Below are 19,539 nucleotides of genomic sequence, written 5' to 3'. Positions count from 1 at the left end.
CCGGCGAAGCGCAGCGAAGACGGTCGGGTGAGGGGCATGGCACACTGCCTACCCGATCACCCAACTCTCTGATCGCATCATCATCCGATCCGCGAATACGAGCTTGCGGCGAACGCTGTACCTTGCCCCCTCACCCGGAGCCGTCGCTTCGCGTCGACTCCGACCTCTCCCCGCAAGCGGGGAGAGGTTAAGGAAGCGAAGCTTACTTCGTCAGCGGGCAGCCGCTCTCGGCTGCGGTCGGATAGGCCTTGTCGCCGGGCACCACGGCGAGCTGCTTGTAGTAATCCCATGGCTTCTTGGATTCCGACGGCTTCTTGACCTCGAACAGATAGAGGTCCTTTACCATGCGGCCATTGGCGAGCACCTTGCCGCCCTGGGCGAAGGCGTCATCGACCGGAAGTTCCTTCAGCTTCTTCGCGACAGCTTCGGAGTCCTTGGTGCCGGCCGCCTTCACCGCCTTGAGATAGGACAGCGTCGACGAATAGGTGCCGGCCTGGATCATGTTCGGCATGCGCTGGGTGCGCTTGAAGAAGCGATCGGCAAACTCACGCGACTTGTCGTCGCGGTCCCAGTAGAAAGATTCCGTCAGCACCAGGCCTTGCGCCGCCTGCAGCCCGAGGCCATTCACTTCGGCCAGCGTGAGGAGGAGACCGGCGAGCTTCTGGCCGCCGGCGACGATGCCGAATTCAGCCGCCTGCTTCACGGCGTTGGTAGTGTCGAGGCCGGCATTGGCAAGGCCGATGACCTTGGCCTTGGACGCCTGCGCCTGCAGCAGGAACGACGAGAAGTCCGACGAGTTCAGCGGATGGCGAACGGCGCCGAGCACCTTGCCGCCCTTTGCCTTCACAATGTCGCCGGTGTCCTTCTCCAGCGAATAGCCGAAGGCGTAGTCCGCGGTGAGGAAGAACCAGGTATCGCCGCCAGCTTCGGTCAGCGCGCCGCCGGTGCCAACACCCAAGGCGCGTGTATCGAACGACCAGTGGAAGCCATAGGGCGTGCAGGCATCGCCGGTGACGCGCGACGAGGCCGCGCCGACCACGATGTCGATCTTCTTCTCCTGATTGGAGAGCTCCTGCACCGCGAGCGCCACCGACGAGGTGGTCAATTCAGTGATCATGTCGACGCCTTCGACGTCATACCAGCGCCGCGCGATCGAGACGGCGAGATCAGGCTTGTTCTGGTGATCCGCGGTGACCAGTTCGATCTTCTTGCCGAGCACCTCGCCGCCGAAATCCTCGATCGCCATCTTGGCGGCTTCGACCGAATATTTGCCGCCGTAATCGGCATAGACACCGGACTGATCGTTGAGAATGCCGATCTTGACGCCTTGCGCCGAGGCCGGCGCGGCCAGGAAAAGACCGCACAGCGCAGCCGTCGACAACAGTCCGAACTTCATCAATGCCTCCCAGGTTTTCAATTTGGGCGCACGCTATGTGAGAAGCTCGGGACGAACCAGATAATCTTTCGACTTAGCCGAAATGTGCAGATCAGCCTTGCGTTAGTTCAAGATCACTCCCAACGACGATTGCTGCAACGCACGCACGCTGTCACTGCATCCGCTTTTTCAGCGCCGCGTCGATACAGGCGAGTTCCCGCTCGATCTCCGCGACCATCGAGACAGGATCGGTGTCGGAGATCAGGTGCATCTTCTCGTATGTCCCATCCTGAATGCTCTTCAGGATGGCCAGACGATCGTCCCGATAACCCTGCAGGCGCTCGAAATCGCCGCGCTCGGCATATTTCGCGATGAGTTTCTCGAAGACAGTGCTCATGGGTGGAGTTCCTTGGCATCAAAAGCGCGGGGACAAAATGCCCCGCGCCGTGAACGGTCGGCGATCACAAACCGCGCAGCACCAGCCGGTTGAGACGGCTCGCAAACGCGGCCGGATCTTCTGGCAATTCGCCGTCGAGGATCTGCGCCTGCTCGAGCAGCAGGAACGCGATGTCGGACGCTTCGCCGCCCGCCGCCTTGTCGGCACCGGCGATCTTCGCCACCAGCGGATGACGCAGATTGATCTCGAGGATCGGCTTGGTGACGCTGCCGCGATTCTGCATCGCCAGCATGCGCTCGAGCTCGCGATCCGGACCGGCGCCGCCGGCGACGAGACACGACGCCGACGTGGTCAGACGCGTCGAGACCTTCACGTCGGAGACGCGATCGCCGAGCGCTTCCTTGATGACGGCAATGGTCGCCGCCTCATCGGTCTCGGTCTTCGGCTCGTCCTTGGTCGCGTCTTCATCAATGCGCGGGATCAGATCGAGATTGACCTCGCCCTGGCTCAGCGACTTCAGCGGCTTGCCGTCGAAATCGAGCGGCGCCGACGACCAGAACGCATCGACCGCGTCGGTCAGCAGCAGCACTTCGATGCCGCGTGACTTGGCGGCTTCCAGCTTCGGATTCGACTTGAGACGATCGAGACTGTCGCCCGCGAGATAATAGATCTCGGTCTGGTTCGGCTTCAGGTCAGCGACATAGTCTTTCAGCGAGCGCTTCTCGCCCGAGGTCGTGGTGAAACGCGACAGCGCCAGCAGCTTCTCGCGACGCTCGAAATCCTCATAGATGCCTTCCTTGATCACCGGGCCGAAGGCGTCCCAGATCTTGGTGAAGGTCTCGGCATCCTTCTCGCTCAGCGTCTCCAGCTCACCGATCACGCGGGTCGCCACGGCCTTCCTGATTTGCGCGAGCTGTGGATTGTTCTGCAGCATCTCCCGGGAGAGGTTCAGCGGCAGATCCTCGGCATCGATGACGCCGCGGATGAAGCGCAGATAGGACGGCAACAGGTCCGCATCGTTGGTGATGAAGACGCGACGCACATAGAGCTTCACATGGCCCTTGCGGTTCGGCTCAAACAGGTCAAACGGCTTCTGCGATGGCGCGAACAGCAGCACCGCATAGGAATAGCGGCCCTCGGCACGGTAATGCAGCGTCATCGCCGGTTCGTCATAGGCATGCGCGATAGACTTGTAAGCCGCGCTGTAATCCTCCGGCGTCAGTTCGGACTTGGAACGCTGCCACAGCGCGCTGGCCGAATTGATCTGGCGCGGCTCAGCATCGCCGTCCTTGAGCATGATCGGAAACTGGATGTTGTCCGAATAGGCGCCGACAATGCGCTCGATCTCATAGGTCTCGAGATATTTCTTCGCGTCTTCCTTCAGATGCAGCACGATGGACGTGCCGGTCGGCACGCTCATGCCGTCGCTGACCTGGCCGATCTCGAAACCGGCACCGCCGGTCGAGGTCCAGGTGAAGGCATCATGGGTGCCGGCGCGATGGCTGGTGACCACGATCTTCTCGGCCACCATGAAGGCGGCGTAGAAGCCGACGCCGAACTGGCCGATCAGGTTCGAGCCATCCTTGGCTTCGGTGAGCCGCGACAGGAACGACTTGGTGCCGGAGCGCGCAATGGTGCCGAGATTATCGATCAGCTCCTGGCGATCCATGCCGATGCCGGTATCGACGATCGACAGCGTACCGGCCGCCTTGTCCGGAATGACGGTGATGTTGGGCGACTGGCCGTCGGGGATCAGCTGCGGATTGGCGATCGCCTCATAGCGCAGCTTGTCGCAAGCGTCGGACGCATTGGAGACCAGTTCGCGCAGAAAAATGTCGGTCTCGGAATAGACCGAGTGAACCATCAGGTTCAGCAATTCGGCGACTTCGGCCTGGAACGGCTGGGAAACGGGTGCAGCGGTGTCAGTGGTCGTCATGAAAAGTGCCCGATACTGGTAAGGGAGAGATCACGCATATAGCGACGCGGATTTGCCGAGTCCATGGTTCGAACCGATGGTTTCCGCGCGAAAAGGCTGATCGGGAACTGAAACTCGCGACGCTACTTTGAAGCAGCGACCTGCGATGCGAGCAGAGCCGTGGTCGCATCGAGATCGACCAGCGGATAGACCTCGAACTGCGCCGGGATGATATCGGCCCATTCGTTCAGGATGCGATGCAGCACTTCATTGCCATCGACCTTGAACACCGCGACCACGCCGCGGCCGACGCGCGGATAGATGTGCTGGCAGACACCCGACGCCTGATACCCCGCCATCCACGGCCAGAAGCTCTGACGCGCGGCCGCCATGTCGGACGGACGATCGGCGCGCGGATTCGAGATCACCAGAAACAGCATCGCTGATCTCCTGTTGGCACACTCAGAGTGCGTCAACCCTGCAGCGCACCGTGATAGGCGCTTTCCAGCATGGCCAGGCATTCACGCGCACGTGCCTGCGCGATGTCGTTCGCGGTCTGGGAGATTTCGCGGAGATCGCGGATCGCCAGATCGACGGCGCTCAGTAGATCGATTTCACACTCATCGGCCTGGGGGGCCGCTACACGCATGGGGAAAGGGATAACTACACTCACTGGCACGCCCGCTCTTCACGATTGCAACGCTCGAATCACTCGCGACTCATTTGGCCTGCGAATGGTTAAGCCAATCGGTAGGAAGCAACGGATCTGACGTAAAACTGTCGCGCCGCCGTCAATCCTGCCAGCTCACCGGCGGGATCAGACCGACGGACGGGTCATCGCCAGGGTCATCCGACGGCTGGATCGTGGGCGCTTCGTCCTGTTCGGGCGTCGCGTCGATAATCATGGCCGGCGACGGAAGCTGTGGAACGGCCATGCTCTGCTGCCCGCGCCGATAAGATTCGAATTCGAGCTGTTTGGCGAAATACCGGAACAGGTCAGCCGCGTATTTGCGCTGCTCGGGGCTGGACGCCGAGGCGATCTGGAAGATCAATTCGTCGGACAGTTCCGACGTGGTCGCACCGGTCAGGTCTTCGAGAACGCTCATCACAATGGCTCGGCCTATGAAGCTTTGAGCCTGCACGAGTGTGGTTGATATCGCGTTGTTGGTCAGAGCAATCGGGGGGCGCGTGCATAAGCATCACTAATGACGCCCTAATTTGTACCGCTAGGGGGGCATCGAACGTCCTGCGGATGCGGCCGCGCATGCCCAGACGCAATGAGATAGTGCCTATTGCGCACTCTTGCCGCTTATTCGTGCAAGTCGGCGGAACCCGGCACACGGAAAATTAAGCCACGATTAACCATGACCGGGCAATAACCGGGAGGTAACTGATTGCTGTCAACGGGGATACGACGATGGTCTTGGCAATGAACCGCAGCAGTCATTCTGCGCATGCCAATGCAACCGAAGAGAACGACGATAGCTCCGATATCTCCGCGCTGATCGGGCGGTTGACCGCCGAGGTCAACGAGATCGCCTGCGAGAAAACCCGGTCGATCCAGCACATCACCAACCAGATGAAGATGCTGGCGCTGAACGCGCTGATCGAAAGCTCGCGCGCGGGAGCGCAGGGCGCGGGCTTCGCCGTCGTCGCGCAGGAAGTGCGCAATGTCGGCCAGCAGGTCGAGACCATCGCGCGCGATCTGGAATCCCAGCTCACAGCCCGCACCGGCAGCCTGATGGCGTCGATCGAGAAGATGACCGAGCGCTCGCGCGGCGAACGCATGGTCGACCTGTCGCTGAATGCCATCGAGCTGATCGACCGCAATCTCTATGAGCGCACCTGCGACGTCCGCTGGTGGGCGACCGACTCCGCCGTCGTCGACTGCGCGGCCGCACCGAGCGACGCCACCGTCGCCCATGTATCGGAGCGGCTCGCCGTGATCCTCGGCGCCTACACCGTCTATCTCGATCTCTGGCTGTGCGACATGCAGGGCAATGTCATCGCCAGCGGCCGTGGCGATCGTTTCAATGTGACGGGCCAGAATATCGCCGGCACCGCCTGGTTTCGCGACGCCCGTACGCTGCGCTCCGGCGACGACTACACCGCGGGCGACGTCGAGCGCCAGCCGCTCCTGAACAATGCGCAGGTCGCGACCTATTGCGCCAGCGTGCGCGAAGGCGGCAAGGCCAATGGCCGCGCCATCGGCGTGCTCGCGATTCATTTCGACTGGGAAGCCCAGGCGCGCGCCATCGTCGAGGGCGTTCGCGTCGACGACGACAAGACGCGCGTACTGCTGGTGGATTCGAACCTGCGCGTCATCGCCTCGTCCGACGGCCAGGGCCTGCTCACCGAACGCATCCCGCTGGCCTTGAACGGCCGCCGCAGCGGCTTCTATCACGACCGTTCGGGCGGCCTCGTCGCCTTCCATGCCACACCGGGCTATGAGACTTACAAAGGTCTCGGCTGGTACGGCGTGATCATGCGCGGCGCCTAGCCGCACGATCTAGTCAATGACGACTTCGCTGCGATAATCTCCCCTACGCCATGAGCGGGAGACAGCGATGACCGACGTCACTTTCGAACCGGCAATTCCGGTTCTGCGCATCTATGACATTGCTAAAGCGAAGGAGTTCTATGTCGACTTCCTCGGCTTTGCGATCGACTGGGAACATCGTTACGAGCCGGACTCCCCGCTCTACATGCAGGTGTCGCGCGGCGGCGTGAAGCTGCATCTCAGCGAACACTATGGCGACGGCACGCCGGGCAGCGTGGTCTATATCCGCGGCAGCAATATCGCGGCTTTCGCAAAGGAGCTGCATGACAAGCGGGCCCGTTTCGCGCGCCCGAGTCCGACCGATACGGCCCCAAAGATCACCGACCCGTTCGGCAATGTGCTGCGCTTCGATGACGCGACCAACACGCACTGAGCCCGCCGCTTCAGCCATCGCTGCAACGAGAGAACTTACCCGTTCAACCAGTTCCGGATCTTCGCGAAGAACCCCGTGTCACGTCGCACGCTGACAGGCCCCACGGCAATTGGCCGCACGGGCTCGCCATCCACGACCGGCGCTGCCCTTGCTGCCGCCAGCGCCATGGGCCCGACCTGCGCGAGGAACGCATGTTCATGGCTGCGCGTCAGCCGCGCCAGCGCGGCGTCAAATGGCAGCCACGCGACTTCGCTGATATCCTTCATCAACTTGCGTGACGGCGCGGCCGCGGCCTCCATGTGCCAGAAATGCACGACCTTGGTCCGTTCACCGAGCGGATAGGCCAGGGCACCGAGATAGTCATGCACCGACGCGGCATGGCCGGTCTCTTCCAGCACCTCGCGCTCGGCTGCGTCGCGCGGCGTCTCGCCATTGTCGAGCTTGCCCTTCGGCAACACCCAGTCGCCGCGCTTGCGCAGGCAGACCACGGCGAACAGCGGCGTCTCGCCCCGCTGCACGACAATGCCTCCCGCCGCCATGATGATATCGCGCGCCATGATTGTCCTTAACCGCTAACGCACAAAGACGCCATCGAGGTCATCCTCGATATGAGCACGAATGATGGAATCGAAGTCCGGTTCCGCCTGGAAACCCAGCGCCAGCGCACGTTTGGTATCGAACATCGTGGGCCATCCGGCAACCATCGCCATCGTGGCGGGATCTGGCACATGCTTGATGCGTGTCACAACACTGTCACCTGCCACGCGGCGGAGCGCCGCGATCATGTCCGCGACCGATGCCCGCACGCCGGGCATCATCACCGTGCGGCGTGCGCCGAGCTTGGCGCTGTCGAGCGTCGCGCCATGAAGCAGGAATTCCGTCGTCGCGCGCGGACTGGCATGTGTCTGCCCGACGTCGTCGGTTACCGGCAGCACCGCCTCACGCCCGGCCAGCGGCTCGCGAATGATATTGGAGAAGAAACCCGACGCTGCCGCATTGGGCTTGCCCGGCCGCACGCAGATATTCGGCAGGCGAATGCCGATGCCGTCGAAGAAGCCGCGCCGCGTATAGTCCGCCAGCAGCAATTCGCAGATCGCCTTCTGCGTCCCGTAGCTCGACAGCGGCGTGTGAAAGAAATCGTCGGCGATAGGACCGCTATAAGGCGCGCCGAAGGTCGCGATGGACGAGGTGTAGACGATGCGAGGGCGATAACCACCCCCCATCGCGCGGATCGCCTCGAACAGATTGCGCGTGCCGTCGAGATTGACCGCGTAGCCCTTGTCGAAATTCTGTTCGGCTTCGCCGGAGACGACCGCAGCAAGATGGAAGATCAGGTCAGGCTTTGACGCCAGCAGTGCTGCGGGCGCATCCGGTTTTGCGAGATCGACCATGATGCTGCGCGCGCCAACCAGATCGCTGGGGATCGCATCGGCCATCGCAAGATCGCCGATTTCCCCACCGCCGACATGACCGTCCTTCAGCAGCCGCTCACACAGCTTGCGGCCGATCATGCCGGCCGCGCCAATCACCAGAACCTTCATTCCTTGATCTTCACTCTTTGGGCGCCGACAGCTTGTAGATCTCCAGCGCGTCGGCATCGGCGCCGCGCACCGCCTTGCCCATGCGGAAGATCTGCGCCGCGAGCGCAGCCATCGGCACCGGCGTCGATGTGTCCTGCGCCACGGCGACGACCGTATCGAGGTCCTTGAGCATCGTGTGGATGTGGCCGAGCGGCGGCGAGTGAATGCCCTGTGCCATGCGCGGCACGAACAGTTGCAGCGGGATCGAGTCTGCAAAACCACCCGCGAGTGCTTCCGGCAGGCGTTTGGCGTCGATACCGGCATTCACGGCAAGTCGCGTCGCTTCGGCCAGCACCGCCATGGCGCAGCCGACGATCACCTGGTTGCAGAGTTTGGTCATCTGCCCGGCGCCGGTCGGCCCCATATGCGTGAAATTGCGCGCCATCGCCAGAATATAGGGCCTGACACGTTCGACATTGGCGGCCTCGCCGCCCGCCATGATCGCCAGCGTGGCTTCCTCAGCGCCCTTGGTGCCACCCGACACCGGCGCATCGATCCAGCCCATGCCGTTCGCCGCCTTCAACCGCGCCGCGATGGACTTCGTCTTATCCGGATGAATCGAGGAGAAATCGACGACCAGCTTGCCATTGCCGTCGGTGCCGGACAGGCCGTTGTCGCCAAACACCACTTCCTCTACCGCCGATGCATCGGTGAGGCACATGAAGATAATGCTCGCATGGGCGACGACATCACGTGGGCTGGCGGCGACTTTCGCACCGGCCTCTACCAGCGCAATGGCCTTGCCGGGCGAGCGATTCCAGACGGCCACATCGTAACCGGCGCCCAGCAACCGTTTGGTCATCGGCAGTCCCATCAGGCCGAGGCCGAGGTAACCGAGCTTCTCTTTGCCGCCCGCTGAATCCACCATTTTGACGCCGTTGTCCTTCTGCCGCCGAGCCACGCTGCTCGCATCTGCGAGCTATCTACGCTGCGTCCGCAGCCGCAGCAACGATGATATCAACGCCTGCGCAACTGCCAATTGTTGCGCCACAGCACGAATGAATGTTGGGCACGGACCTCGCTTGCCAGAATATTTGAAGCATGAAAGGCTTCAAGACAGTGGGGCTTTTCTTTTGGCCGTGTCTGGCCATCATCAAACGGAGTGAGCGGGCATGAAGCTGGGTTCTTCGAAGTGGCTGATGGCGGCGACTCTCGCGGCGGGGGCGCTGACGGGTGCGGCGCAGGCGCAGACGATTCCGACCATCAAGGTCGGCTGGACCATTCCGGCCGAGGAATCCAAATACTGGATGATGAAGCGCCCGACCGAATTCACCAATCTCGGCAAGACCTACAATATCGAATGGACCCAGTTTCAGGGTACCTCGCCTATGACGCAGGCGCTCGCCGCCGGCGCGCTGGATTGCGCCACCCAGGGCGTGCTGTCGCTCGCCAACGGCGTCAACGGCGGCAACCTCAAGGCCTATATCGTCGCGCAGCACGTGTCGGAAAAGCCCGGCAGCTTCTCGGTCTACTGGGCCGTGAAGGATGACTCGCCGATCAAGACCATCGCCGATCTCAAGGGCAAGAATGTCGGCATTTCCGTCATCGGCGGCGGCACCTATGGTCCGTTCAAGATGCTGCTGAAAGGCGCCGGCGTCGATCCCGAGAAGGACGTCAAGCTGATCGAGATCGGTTTTGCTGCGTCCGAAGATGCGCTGCGTCAGGGCCGCGTCGACGCCATCAACATGAACCAGCCATTTGCCGCGCGCATGGAAGCCAAGGGCGGCACACGCAAGCTGTTCTCGCTGAACGAGGCGATGCCGAACATCGTGCACATCCTTGAAGCCTGCCGCGCCGATTTCGTCGACAAGAACCCCGAACTCGCCAAGGCCTATGTCGCCGACATCACCCTTGGCATGAAGAAGGCGCTGGCCAACCGCGAGGAAACGCTGAAGGTCGTCAACGAAGTCATGAAGGCACCGATCCCGGTGCTGGAGACCTATCTGCTGAAGGAGAACGACTTCGCCCGCGACCCCGGCGCAGCACCGAACTTCCCGGCCATGCAGAAGATGCTCGATATCTATACCGAGGCCGGCATGCTGCCGAAGATGGACGCGATGCAGTTCAAGCACCCGACCATCGTCGCGCCGATCCAGTAGAGCAAGACACGACATCTCACTATATGATGTCCTGAGGCCACGCCCCACGGCGTGGCCTCACTGCATTGGACGACAAGACCAAGAAACGGACAGATCCCATGAAGAAATTGCGATCCCGCGTCACCACCGACGGCCTCGACCGTGCCCCGCACCGCGCTTTCATGCGCGCCATGGGCCTCGACGACGAGGCGATCGCAAAACCCATGATCGGCGTGGTGTCGATGAAGGGCGAGCAGACGCCCTGCAACATGACCCATGACTTTCAGGTCGACGCCGCCAAGACCGGTATTTCCGAAGCCGGCGGCACGCCGCGCGAGTTCTCGACCATCTCGGTCTCCGATGCCATCAGCATGAACCATGAGGGCATGAAGTTCTCGCTGCTGTCGCGCGAGATCATCGCTGACAGTATCGAAGCCGTGATGCATGGCCTCGCTTACGACGCGCTGATCGGCTTCGGCGGCTGCGACAAGACGTTGCCCGGCGTCATCATGGGCATGGTCCGCTGCAACGTACCATCGATCTTCATCTATGGCGGCAGTTCGCTGCCGGGACTGCACAAAGGCAAGACGCTGACCGCCCTGGACTCCTATGAAGCCGTCGGCGCCTTCATGACCGGCGACATCGACAAGCAGGAGCTGGAGGCCATCGAACGCGCGTGTCTTCCGACCATAGGGGCCTGCGCCGGCCAGTTCACCGCCAATACGATGGCGATGGTGTCCGAGGCACTGGGCATCACAATGCCCAATGTCTCGATGATTCCCGGCGTCTATGCCGAACGCGCGCAGTTCGCCCGGCGCGCCGGACGTCTGGTCATGGACATGCTGCGCAACGATGGCCCGCTGCCGCGCGACATCGTTACGCGCAAATCGCTGGAGAACGGCGCCGCCATCGTGGCCGCCACGGGCGGCTCCACCAATGCCGCGCTGCATCTGCCGGCCATCGCCAACGAGGCCGGCATCAAATTTACCATCGACGATGTCGGCGAGGTGTTCGCGCGCACGCCGCTGATCGGCAATCTGCGGCCGGGCGGCAAATATGTGGCCAAGGATGTCCATGACATCGGCGGCACTGCCGTCGTGATCCGTGCATTGCTTGAGAGCGGCCATATCGACGGCTCCTGCATCACCATCACCGGCCGCACGATTGCGGAAGAATACGGCCACGCCAACAAGGCCGATGGCGAGATCATCTACAGTTCAGCAAAGCCGATCATGCCCGATGGCGGCGTCGCGGTGTTGAAGGGCAACCTGTCCCCCGATGGCGCAGTGATCAAGGTCGCCGGACTGAAGAAGACAGTGTTCGAAGGCACGGCGCGCGTGTTCGAGGACGAGGAGAGCTGCGTCGCCGCGGTGAAGGACCGCAGCTACAAGGAAGGCGACGTGCTGATCATCCGCAACGAAGGCCCGGTCGGCGGCCCCGGCATGCGCGAGATGCTCGGAGTCACCGCGCTCATCTACGGCCAGGGCATGGGCGAGAAGGTCGCGCTGATCACCGACGGGCGCTTCTCTGGCGCCACCCGCGGCATGTGCATCGGCTATGTCTCGCCGGAAGCCTATATCGGCGGCCCACTCGCGCTGGTGCGCGATGGTGACAAGATCCGCATCGACGCGCCTGCGCGGCGACTGGATCTGATGATCAGTGATGCCGAATTCGCCGCGCGCAAAGCGGCGTGGACCCAGCGTCCGCCGCGTCATCGGGCCGGTGCGCTGGCGAAATATGCCAAGCTCGTCGGACAGGCCCCCGGCGGCGCCGTCACGCATGATGGCGGCGCGGAATGGCCGTGGTTTGAGTGAGTAGTCCTGGCGCCGGCAGTGCGCTCCTTCTCCCCGCACTGCGCGGGGAGAAGGTCGGGATGAGGGGCAAGGTAACGGCCTATCATCTCGCATGGTCTATCGCGTCGGGATCGGTGCGACCGTGAGTGCGATTGTGCGACGACTACAGCGCGCCGCCCCTCACCCGCCGCGAAGACGCGGCGACCTCTCCCCGTAAAGAACGGGGAGAGGTTAGAGCGCCGTCGCGGCCCTGAGCTCATCCGCCATCGCCGCCTTCAGTCCAACCGCCTCGATCGCGCGGCGCGCCGCCGCAACCAGATCCTGATTGCCTTTGGCGCGGCAGCCATCCGGCAGCAATTCGTTGTTCTCGAAGCCGACGCGGATATGGCCGCCGAGCAATGCGCCCGCGGTGACGCAGGCCGTCTCCTGCGCACCGAAGGCGCAGACACTCCAGTGTTCGAATGTTGGCGCACCGGGCGCGACGAACGGCAGCAGATCGGCCGGGTGCGACGTCTGCCCCGCCGTATAACGGCCGAGCACGAACAGCACCGGCAGCTTCTCGAACGGCACTAGCCCGCGCTTGCGAAACTCGGCCAGCCGCGCAGCATCCTGCGCATCGTAGAGAATGATTTGCGGTGTCGCGCGCTCGCGCTTCATCCAGCCGAGCAGATCGGCGAAGGCCTGCTCCTCGCTGGCATCGGGCACCAGTTCGCGCAGCGCCAGCGACGCCGCTTCCGGCTTCACCGCCTGCACCACCGCGCGCTGCTGCGCCGGCGTGTATTTGCCGAGCGCCTCGGAGGTGATCTGGATGACGAGCCTGTCGCCGACTGCGCTGCGGATCGCCGCGATGGCGTCCCGATAGGCCGCCGCATCGAGCAGGTGACTGCCGTCGGCGTTGCGCACATGGGCATGGATCATCGCCGCGCCTGCCTCGAGGCAATGCGCGGCCGTTACCGCCAACTCCGCCGGCGTCAGCGGCACGGCGGGATGATCGGCCTTGACCTTGCGGCCGCCGTTGGGGGCGACCGCAATGGCAACGGGTGACATGATTTACGGAATCGCTGCGATGACGGCGATCTCGACCTTGATGGCGGGGTCGGCGAGCTTCGACTCGACGCAGGCGCGCGCTGGGCCAACTTCGGGCACCCAGGCATCCCACACCGTATTCATGGCATCGCGGTCATTGATATTCGGCAGCCAGACGGTGGCGCTGAGGATATTGTTCTTGTCGGTGCCGGCTTCCTTGAGGAGCGCATCGATCTTGTCGAGCACCTGCTTGGTCTGCGTCTTGACGTCGCCCGAATATTCATCGGGCACCTGGCCGGCCAGATAGACGGTGTTGCCATGGATGGAAGCCTGGCTGAGACGCTTGCCGGGACCGAGACGCTTGATCATGCAGAAGTCTTTCATTGAGTGTGGAACGGAGTGACCCGGGCGCGACCATCCCCGCTCGGAACTGGCCCGTCAAGCCCATGACGCCACACGGCACAAGTGGCCCCGCGTGGACCACGTCCACTATTCCGCGGCGCGGGCCCGCTTCACGGCATCGTCCATCAACGCCTTTGGCGCTGGCAGCCGCAACCGGCGGCCATGCTGCAGATAGAGCAGCGCGACACGCTTCGGATCGGACAGGTTCCAGATTTCGACCGCGGGCAGCCGCCCCACCAGCGTCACGGACGGCCGATGTGCGATGACATGGGACAGGATCGCGGACTTTGGCCCCTTTTTGAATTTCCGGCGCACTTTTCGCGCGGCATTCTCATTGGCCGCGTGCCAGCGGATCTTGGGTCCGCGGCGACGGTTCAGAAGCCAAGAAAAGATTCGCAAAATGAATGGCATACGGCTTTTCTTTTTGCCCGGTTGCAGCGACGCTGGCGCGGTCGCGCACTCATTCTCTTAGAACGGATCATCGACAGGGGTAAAGCGGCGCGATCAAGGCGAAACGTCGCGATGCCATAGAGAATGAAGCATTCTCTCGGGAATGACGCGTTCTCCTGGGGGAACGACGCGTTTCCCGGGATATACGCGACCCTCGAATCAGGAATAGACCTGCGCCATGTCCGTTCCCGCCGGCGCCTCGCGTCAATCGAAAAATCAGCCAGACGTGTTCCAGACCTCGGACGCATTGTCCGTGCTGCATTCGGTGTTCGGCCTGCCGGGTTTTCGCGGTGCACAGGAAGATATTGTCCGCCACGTGACCGATGGCGGCAATTGCCTGGTGCTGATGCCGACCGGCGGCGGCAAGTCGCTATGTTACCAGTTGCCATCCTTGCTGCGCCCGGGCTGCGGCATCGTCGTGTCGCCTTTGATTGCGCTGATGCGCGACCAGGTCGCGGGCCTGCTCGAGGCGGGCGTCAAGGCGGCGGTGCTGAATTCCACCCTGTCTTGGGACGAAGCCAACGAGGTCGAGCGGCAATTGCTCGCCGGAGAACTGGACCTTCTCTACGTCGCCCCTGAACGTCTGGTCACGCCGCGCTGTCTGTCGATGCTCGGCCGCGCCAGGATCGCCCTGTTCGCCATCGATGAAGCGCATTGCGTCGCGCAATGGGGCCACGATTTCCGGCCCGAATATATCGGCCTCTCGGTCATCGCCGAACGGTTCCCGAACATTCCGCGCATTGCGCTAACCGCAACCGCCGACGATCTGACCCGGCAGGAGATCGTGCAACGCCTCCGCCTGGAAGACGCACCGAATTTCGTGGCGAGCTTCGACCGGCCGAACATCAAATACGAGATCGTCGACAAGACCAACGCGCAGAAGCAGTTGCAGGCTTTCATCAGCGACCGGCATTCCGGCGAGGCCGGCGTGGTCTATTGCCTGTCGCGTGCCAAGGTCGAGGACACCGCCGCCGCATTGAACAAGGCCGGCATCCTCGCGCTGCCCTATCACGCCGGGCTCGACGCACGCCTGCGGGAGACCAATCAGGATCGCTTCATCAATGAAGACGGCGTGGTGATCGTCGCCACCGTCGCCTTCGGCATGGGCATCGACAAGCCCGACGTGCGCTTCGTCTGCCATCTCGATCTGCCGAAGAGCATCGAGGCCTATTATCAGGAAACCGGCCGCGCCGGCCGCGACGGCAAGCCGTCGAATGCGTGGATGGCCTATGGTCTTTCCGACATCGTGCAACAGCGCCGCATGATCGACGAGTCCACGGGATCGGAGACCTTCAAGCGCGTCTCCATCGGCAAGCTCGATGCGCTGGTCGGCCTCGCCGAGACCGTCGATTGCCGGCGCACCCGACTGCTGGGTTATTTCGGCGAAGAGGCGACCGGCACGCGCTGCGGCAATTGCGACAATTGCCTCTCGCCGCCGAAAGTCTGGAACGGCAGCGTCGCCGCGCAGAAGCTGTTGTCCTGCGCCTATCGCACCGGGCAGAAATTCGGCGCCATGCATCTGGTGGACGTGCTGATCGGCCGCCTCACCGACAAGGTCAAGCAATTCGGCCATGACAAGCTGTCGGTATTCGGCATCGGCGGCGAACTCACCGAGAAACAATGGCGCGCCGTGATGCGGCAACTGGTGGCGCGCGGCTTTCTCTATGCGGACGCGGACGCGTTCAATGCGCTTAAGCTCACCGAAGAAGCGCGCGGTGTGCTGAAGGGCGAGATCGAGCTGATGTTCCGCGAGGAGACCGGCGGCACCGGCCGCGCCCCGCGCAGCAAATCCCGCCGCGGCGATCTTGCGGCACCGCGCAGCGACAACGCCAATCCCGATCTGCTCGCTGTGCTGCGCGCCTGGCGTTCCGAAGTCGCGAAGAAGCGCAACGTCCCGGCCTATGTCGTGCTACACGATGCCACCATCGATGGCATCGCCAGCGAACATCCCACCACGCTCGACCAGCTCCGCGAAATCCCGGGGATCGGCGACAAGAAGCTGGAGCATTACGGCGACGAGATCCTCGCGCTGGTGAATGCGACGCCGGGACGATAGCGGGCGATCGACGCCACCGATGTCTATCGGGCGGGCTTGTATCCCTTGATGACGGACTCCGACTTCTTCAGGGCCGCCACAAGTTCTGCCCCGGTCATCAATGCAGTCGTCTGGCTGGACTTGATGGCGCCGCCCGCTGCAATCGCGACGGCGATGGCCGCCATGCTCTCGATATCCGGCACATCGGCGATCAGCATCACGTCATATTCGCCCAGGCAATACCAACCTCCGATCAATGTTCCTCCGACAGCCTCCGTCGTCTGGCGTCCAACGGATTCAACGCGGTTCTGCGGATTCTTCATTTGCGCGGCCCATGATTCCGGCGTGTAGGCAGCCTGATACATATAGAGCGGCATGTTCGACCTCCGTCAGCCGGGATTGTCCTGACCTTTCACCGGGAGAACAGCGCGAGCTTCGCCATTTTCACGGCACGGCCTAACTCTATTCGCGCGATGATACCGGCTGCGATCTGCATGGTGGCGCCGATTGCCCAGCTCAAACAGATGATGCCAGCCGTCCTGGGGCGCACGGTTTCGCCCAGAATGATACTGGAGACTGACGTGATCGCCGTCACCGATGTTATGAAGGTACCGGCCGCAGTGAGCAGCTCCACCATATCCGCACTGTTGCCCAGCCCGCGCCATAGCGGCAGATGCATGCGGTAATCGGCAGGAACCTGGGGCAGATCGATCCCGAGATAGAAGCCGGTAGCCCCGTAAATGATCATGGCGAACACGACTTCACCCGAACCAATGACCTCGATGAAGCGGCCGACCTCGGCAACGAACAGCCCGCAGGCAGCCCCAACCAAAGCGAGTCCGGTCCGTTCGAGAATGTGCGCCAACCTGCTGAGGGTCGAGCGGGTATGCCACGATGCGCTGGGCTTGATGATCATGTGATCCTCGTCTGCCCATGAGCCTGTCGAGTGGGAGTTTTGAGGTCCGTCCTCCGCAATAACAAGCAGGAGTGCTTACCTAAATCGAGTGGGGTAGCGGTACCTGCTTCGGTGACATGTAAACACACGCTCGCATTCTCGCGGCGCTTGCGCGTCCGAGGTGTAAGCATTCCTTCCCGCCCCCTTGTGAGAGGGCGTGCGGAACGCCGGGTGCCCGTTGCACCCTTGGGCCTGATGCGATGCGGTCTTCCGCATGGGGTAATGCATCAGGACTTTCGGAGGCACCGAGCGATTGCCCAGCGTTCCGCCTGCGGCGTTTTTTCGGTTGCTTGCACTTTGCCTCGACGAACGCTCCGATCGCGAATTAAAGTCCCAAGGCGATGGGAAGGGAGCCTCAAGCGAGTAAGCCGAACGCGTTTTGACTTGGTCGTCCGTCACACTGTCCAGGGGTCTGTCGATCCCAAGGCCGGCCGTCTCCTTGCCAGTGGCAGTGCTGGCGCAGATCCGTCCTGCCCGAAGACAGACGTCCCCCATGAACCGCGTAACGCCGCATCTCCGGCGTCCACCGCATCCAGCCCCGCGAACGTGACGATCGCGCTCGCCCCTCTCATCGGGGCCGGACGATGGAGAATATAATCCATACAGGGATGTTGTCAATGGAAGATAGGAAAAATATCTGAAAACTGTCTCGCCGCCCCAAGCTGTCATTCCGGGGCACGGGCGCGCCTTCGCGCACGTGAACCCGGAATCCCAGCATGTTCAGCAAAACACACCGAGATTCCGGGCTCAGTCCGGTCCGCTTCGCGGTCCGTCCTGCCCCGGAATGACGAGCGTGGGTCGGGACTCCCCGGCATCGAACAATACGTATGACGCGAATACCGCCAAAGGCGCCAAAACCGCTGCATTCGTAAGTATCCGGCTACGCGACGAAACAAATCTCCGCTTCCACGAAACAATTTTCTACACGGACGCCATCGGCTGGAAACCGGCCGGGACTACACCTCCATGCAATAAGTAGCCGCGTAGACGGCAGGAGGCCGCCATGAACCACTCGATCCACAGCGCAGACCGCAGCACGCATCTGAAGATCGTCGTTGTCGCCCTGGTTGCCGGCATCGCGGTTGCAGGTTTCGGCATTGCCGCCCGCACGGGCACCAGCGACGGCACCCAGACGGCCCGCGTCATCAAGGCCGGTCAGCCGACCGCGCTCACCAGTTCGAACACGACGGCGGTTCGCTGATTATCGCATCAGGACACCGGACCGGTTTGACTTAAATCAGCGTGATGTGCCGCTGATCCCGGGATCAGCGACATGCGCCGGTGATGCCGGCGCACCGCGCGTTTCAACCTTGGCACCCTCGACAGCCCTTCTGCCCTGCCATAGTAAATCCTTGAGCGCATCGACGCGCCCGAAGATGCAGGACAGACCTTTGACTGTGACAGATGTGGCGCCGGGTGCAGGCGAAGCCAACAGCACCATTCGTCAGGCTTCCGCGACGAGCCCCCAAACTGCAACCGACGCGATCATCAATTCCTATGCCGGCCGATCGATGCCTATCGATCATCTGCGGACCTTCGTCACGCCCGAGATGAATTTCGCGACGCGCACCATCAAGGCGGGCGCACCGGTGCGGCCACTGATCTATAGCAAGCACACGCTGCCTGACTTTCCGATCGTCTCCAATGGCGCGAGTTACGACATCTACGACTATGTTTCGCGCAACCGCGTCGCCGGAATTCTGGTGATGAAGGACGACGAGGTTCCGCTCGAACATTACGATCTCGGTATCGAGGCATCGACACGCTGGCTGTCGATGTCGATGGCGAAATCCTTCAGCACCACACTGATCGGCGCTGCCATCCAGGACGGGTACATCAAGAGCGTCGACGATCCGCTGGTGACTTATCTTCCCGAATTTTCCGGCACCGCCTATGAGGGCGTCAGCGTGAAGACGCTGATGCAGATGACGTCAGGTGTGCGCTGGAGCGACGACCAGACCGACGCGAATTCCGAGCGCCGCAAGATGCTCGCATTGCAGGTCGGGCAGGAGCCCGGTGCCGTCATGCGCTACATGGCTGAGCGCCCGCGCGCCGCGGCGCCTGGCACACAATGGACCTATTCGACCGGCGATACCCATGTGGTCGGCGCGCTGGTGAAGGCCGCCACCGGCAAATGGCTGAGCGATTATCTCTCGGAGAAGATCTGGTCCAGACTCGGCATGGAGGCCGATGGCGCCTGGTGGCTGGAAGCGCCCGGCGGGCTGGAAGTCGCCGGCAGCGGCCTGTTCGCCACCCTGCGCGACTATGCCCGGTTCGGCCGGTTCATTCTCGATGACGGCGTGATCGATGGCACCCGCGTGCTGCCGGAAGGTTGGGTCCGCGAGGCCGGGGCCTCCAGACAGATCAACGGCCAGCGCGTCGATTACGGCTATATGTGGTGGATCGTGCCGGCGCCCGACGGCACGCTCGACGACGGCGCCTTCGTCGCGCGCGGCATTTTCGGCCAGATGCTGTACATCAATCCGAAACAGCGCGTGATCTGCGTGGTGCTGAGCGCACGCTCGAAGCCAACGACGCTGAACGCGCCGATTCTGGACAATGATTTCTTCAATGCGGTGGTGAAGGCGCTGAAGTGAGGC

21 protein-coding genes are annotated in these 19,539 nt (G+C 62.6%); 7 read left to right on the top strand and 14 right to left on the bottom strand.

Going from position 1 to position 19,539, the window contains the following annotated elements; genetic code table 11:
* Positions 1-202: 202 nt before the first annotated feature.
* The 6 genes from AB8A23_RS07270 to AB8A23_RS07245 form a co-directional block, all read right to left on the bottom strand.
* The gene (locus AB8A23_RS07270) at positions 203-1,396 is read right to left on the bottom strand and encodes an ABC transporter substrate-binding protein (RefSeq protein WP_089267812.1); all 1,194 of its coding nucleotides are present in this window, start codon (positions 1,394-1,396) and stop codon (positions 203-205) included.
* 151 nt (positions 1,397-1,547) lie between these two features.
* A complete protein-coding gene (locus tag AB8A23_RS07265) occupies positions 1,548-1,772 on the bottom strand; it encodes a hypothetical protein (RefSeq protein WP_089267813.1) in 225 nt (74 codons plus the stop codon).
* A 64-nt stretch (positions 1,773-1,836) separates the two neighbouring features.
* A complete protein-coding gene (htpG, locus tag AB8A23_RS07260; protein ID WP_439060039.1) occupies positions 1,837-3,708 on the bottom strand; it encodes a molecular chaperone HtpG in 1,872 nt (623 codons plus the stop codon).
* A 122-nt stretch (positions 3,709-3,830) separates the two neighbouring features.
* A complete protein-coding gene (locus AB8A23_RS07255) occupies positions 3,831-4,127 on the bottom strand; it encodes a DUF3303 family protein (protein ID WP_093757559.1) in 297 nt (98 codons plus the stop codon).
* Between the two features lie 32 nt (positions 4,128-4,159).
* The gene (locus AB8A23_RS07250) at positions 4,160-4,336 is read right to left on the bottom strand and encodes a hypothetical protein (RefSeq protein WP_210269243.1); all 177 of its coding nucleotides are present in this window, start codon (positions 4,334-4,336) and stop codon (positions 4,160-4,162) included.
* 142 nt (positions 4,337-4,478) lie between these two features.
* Positions 4,479-4,793, bottom strand: a complete 315-nt coding sequence (locus AB8A23_RS07245; RefSeq protein ID WP_089267817.1) for a hypothetical protein — start codon at positions 4,791-4,793, stop codon at positions 4,479-4,481.
* Between the two features lie 323 nt (positions 4,794-5,116).
* On the opposite strand from AB8A23_RS07245, the gene AB8A23_RS07240 reads away from it, so the two are divergent.
* Together AB8A23_RS07240 and AB8A23_RS07235 are read left to right on the top strand one after the other, a co-directional pair.
* Positions 5,117-6,187 (top strand): methyl-accepting chemotaxis protein, encoded by a 1,071-nt coding sequence (locus AB8A23_RS07240; protein ID WP_244528141.1) that lies wholly within the window; start codon positions 5,117-5,119, stop codon positions 6,185-6,187.
* A 67-nt stretch (positions 6,188-6,254) separates the two neighbouring features.
* Entirely contained in the window at positions 6,255-6,620 is a 366-nt protein-coding gene (locus AB8A23_RS07235) for a glyoxalase superfamily protein (RefSeq protein ID WP_309942205.1), read from the top strand.
* A gap of 35 nt (positions 6,621-6,655) precedes the next feature.
* Here the strand turns inward: AB8A23_RS07235 and AB8A23_RS07230 are convergent, their stop codons facing one another.
* The 3 genes from AB8A23_RS07230 to AB8A23_RS07220 are packed head-to-tail and all read right to left on the bottom strand — an operon-like array spanning position 6,656 to position 9,068.
* Positions 6,656-7,177 carry an NUDIX hydrolase gene (locus AB8A23_RS07230; RefSeq protein WP_089267820.1) on the bottom strand — a complete coding sequence of 174 codons (522 nt, stop codon included), beginning with the start codon at positions 7,175-7,177 and terminating at the stop codon, positions 6,656-6,658.
* A gap of 15 nt (positions 7,178-7,192) precedes the next feature.
* Positions 7,193-8,161 carry a D-erythronate dehydrogenase gene (gene denD / locus AB8A23_RS07225; protein WP_439060040.1) on the bottom strand — a complete coding sequence of 323 codons (969 nt, stop codon included), beginning with the start codon at positions 8,159-8,161 and terminating at the stop codon, positions 7,193-7,195.
* A 10-nt stretch (positions 8,162-8,171) separates the two neighbouring features.
* Positions 8,172-9,068, bottom strand: a complete 897-nt coding sequence (locus AB8A23_RS07220) for an NAD(P)-dependent oxidoreductase (protein WP_439060041.1) — start codon at positions 9,066-9,068, stop codon at positions 8,172-8,174.
* Positions 9,069-9,339: 271 nt separating this feature from the next.
* Between AB8A23_RS07220 and AB8A23_RS07215 the strand changes: the two genes are divergently transcribed.
* Together AB8A23_RS07215 and ilvD are read left to right on the top strand one after the other, a co-directional pair.
* Complete coding sequence (locus tag AB8A23_RS07215) at positions 9,340-10,299, top strand: ABC transporter substrate-binding protein (RefSeq protein ID WP_244528142.1); 960 nt, start codon at positions 9,340-9,342, stop codon at positions 10,297-10,299.
* Positions 10,300-10,397: 98 nt separating this feature from the next.
* Complete coding sequence (gene ilvD / locus AB8A23_RS07210) at positions 10,398-12,092, top strand: dihydroxy-acid dehydratase (RefSeq protein ID WP_439060042.1); 1,695 nt, start codon at positions 10,398-10,400, stop codon at positions 12,090-12,092.
* A gap of 210 nt (positions 12,093-12,302) precedes the next feature.
* Here ilvD and AB8A23_RS07205 read toward each other — a convergent pair whose 3' ends face one another.
* The 3 genes from AB8A23_RS07205 to AB8A23_RS07195 all read right to left on the bottom strand — a co-directional run bounded on the left by AB8A23_RS07205 (position 12,303) and on the right by AB8A23_RS07195 (position 13,814).
* Complete coding sequence (locus AB8A23_RS07205) at positions 12,303-13,118, bottom strand: 3-keto-5-aminohexanoate cleavage protein (protein ID WP_439060043.1); 816 nt, start codon at positions 13,116-13,118, stop codon at positions 12,303-12,305.
* 3 nt (positions 13,119-13,121) lie between these two features.
* Positions 13,122-13,466, bottom strand: a complete 345-nt coding sequence (locus tag AB8A23_RS07200) for a RidA family protein (RefSeq protein ID WP_120288051.1) — start codon at positions 13,464-13,466, stop codon at positions 13,122-13,124.
* 120 nt (positions 13,467-13,586) lie between these two features.
* On the bottom strand, positions 13,587-13,814 hold the full coding sequence (locus AB8A23_RS07195; protein ID WP_147421582.1) for a hypothetical protein: 228 nt from the start codon (positions 13,812-13,814) through the stop codon (positions 13,587-13,589).
* 313 nt (positions 13,815-14,127) lie between these two features.
* Between AB8A23_RS07195 and recQ the strand changes: the two genes are divergently transcribed.
* Positions 14,128-16,005 (top strand): DNA helicase RecQ, encoded by a 1,878-nt coding sequence (gene recQ / locus AB8A23_RS07190; protein WP_439060044.1) that lies wholly within the window; start codon positions 14,128-14,130, stop codon positions 16,003-16,005.
* Between the two features lie 23 nt (positions 16,006-16,028).
* On the opposite strand, the gene AB8A23_RS07185 is transcribed toward recQ, so the two are convergent.
* On the bottom strand, positions 16,029-16,361 hold the full coding sequence (locus AB8A23_RS07185; RefSeq protein WP_116659949.1) for a GYD domain-containing protein: 333 nt from the start codon (positions 16,359-16,361) through the stop codon (positions 16,029-16,031).
* A 35-nt stretch (positions 16,362-16,396) separates the two neighbouring features.
* A complete protein-coding gene (locus tag AB8A23_RS07180) occupies positions 16,397-16,900 on the bottom strand; it encodes a hypothetical protein (protein ID WP_210269244.1) in 504 nt (167 codons plus the stop codon).
* Positions 16,901-17,942: 1,042 nt separating this feature from the next.
* On the opposite strand from AB8A23_RS07180, the gene AB8A23_RS07175 reads away from it, so the two are divergent.
* Entirely contained in the window at positions 17,943-18,140 is a 198-nt protein-coding gene (locus AB8A23_RS07175; RefSeq protein ID WP_089263559.1) for a hypothetical protein, read from the top strand.
* Between the two features lie 196 nt (positions 18,141-18,336).
* On the top strand, positions 18,337-19,536 hold the full coding sequence (locus AB8A23_RS07170; protein ID WP_439060553.1) for a serine hydrolase domain-containing protein: 1,200 nt from the start codon (positions 18,337-18,339) through the stop codon (positions 19,534-19,536).
* Positions 19,537-19,539 lie beyond the last annotated feature (3 nt).

Source organism: Tardiphaga sp. 619_E2_N8_4 (assembly GCF_051810905.1).
GTDB classification, from domain to species: domain Bacteria; phylum Pseudomonadota; class Alphaproteobacteria; order Rhizobiales; family Xanthobacteraceae; genus Tardiphaga; species Tardiphaga robiniae.
Note: the sequence above shows the minus strand (reverse complement) of the source record. Positions and strands in the feature narration are given on the sequence as shown.

Bases quoted from the DNA above. Each gene is read 5' to 3' on its own strand.
- AB8A23_RS07270 (WP_089267812.1), bottom strand. From the start codon at position 1,396: ATGAAGTTCGGACTGTTGTCGACGGCTGCGCTGTGCGGTCTTTTCCTG.
- AB8A23_RS07265 (WP_089267813.1), bottom strand. From the start codon at position 1,772: ATGAGCACTGTCTTCGAGAAACTCATCGCGAAATATGCCGAGCGCGGC.
- htpG (WP_439060039.1), bottom strand. From the start codon at position 3,708: ATGACGACCACTGACACCGCTGCACCCGTTTCCCAGCCGTTCCAGGCC.
- AB8A23_RS07255 (WP_093757559.1), bottom strand. From the start codon at position 4,127: ATGCTGTTTCTGGTGATCTCGAATCCGCGCGCCGATCGTCCGTCCGAC.
- AB8A23_RS07250 (WP_210269243.1), bottom strand. From the start codon at position 4,336: ATGCGTGTAGCGGCCCCCCAGGCCGATGAGTGTGAAATCGATCTACTG.
- AB8A23_RS07245 (WP_089267817.1), bottom strand. From the start codon at position 4,793: ATGAGCGTTCTCGAAGACCTGACCGGTGCGACCACGTCGGAACTGTCC.
- AB8A23_RS07240 (WP_244528141.1), top strand. From the start codon at position 5,117: ATGAACCGCAGCAGTCATTCTGCGCATGCCAATGCAACCGAAGAGAAC.
- AB8A23_RS07235 (WP_309942205.1), top strand. From the start codon at position 6,255: ATGACCGACGTCACTTTCGAACCGGCAATTCCGGTTCTGCGCATCTAT.
- AB8A23_RS07230 (WP_089267820.1), bottom strand. From the start codon at position 7,177: ATGGCGCGCGATATCATCATGGCGGCGGGAGGCATTGTCGTGCAGCGG.
- denD (WP_439060040.1), bottom strand. From the start codon at position 8,161: ATGAAGGTTCTGGTGATTGGCGCGGCCGGCATGATCGGCCGCAAGCTG.
- AB8A23_RS07220 (WP_439060041.1), bottom strand. From the start codon at position 9,068: ATGGTGGATTCAGCGGGCGGCAAAGAGAAGCTCGGTTACCTCGGCCTC.
- AB8A23_RS07215 (WP_244528142.1), top strand. From the start codon at position 9,340: ATGGCGGCGACTCTCGCGGCGGGGGCGCTGACGGGTGCGGCGCAGGCG.
- ilvD (WP_439060042.1), top strand. From the start codon at position 10,398: ATGAAGAAATTGCGATCCCGCGTCACCACCGACGGCCTCGACCGTGCC.
- AB8A23_RS07205 (WP_439060043.1), bottom strand. From the start codon at position 13,118: ATGTCACCCGTTGCCATTGCGGTCGCCCCCAACGGCGGCCGCAAGGTC.
- AB8A23_RS07200 (WP_120288051.1), bottom strand. From the start codon at position 13,466: ATGATCAAGCGTCTCGGTCCCGGCAAGCGTCTCAGCCAGGCTTCCATC.
- recQ (WP_439060044.1), top strand. From the start codon at position 14,128: ATGTCCGTTCCCGCCGGCGCCTCGCGTCAATCGAAAAATCAGCCAGAC.
- AB8A23_RS07185 (WP_116659949.1), bottom strand. From the start codon at position 16,361: ATGCCGCTCTATATGTATCAGGCTGCCTACACGCCGGAATCATGGGCC.
- AB8A23_RS07180 (WP_210269244.1), bottom strand. From the start codon at position 16,900: ATGATCATCAAGCCCAGCGCATCGTGGCATACCCGCTCGACCCTCAGC.
- AB8A23_RS07175 (WP_089263559.1), top strand. From the start codon at position 17,943: ATGAACCACTCGATCCACAGCGCAGACCGCAGCACGCATCTGAAGATC.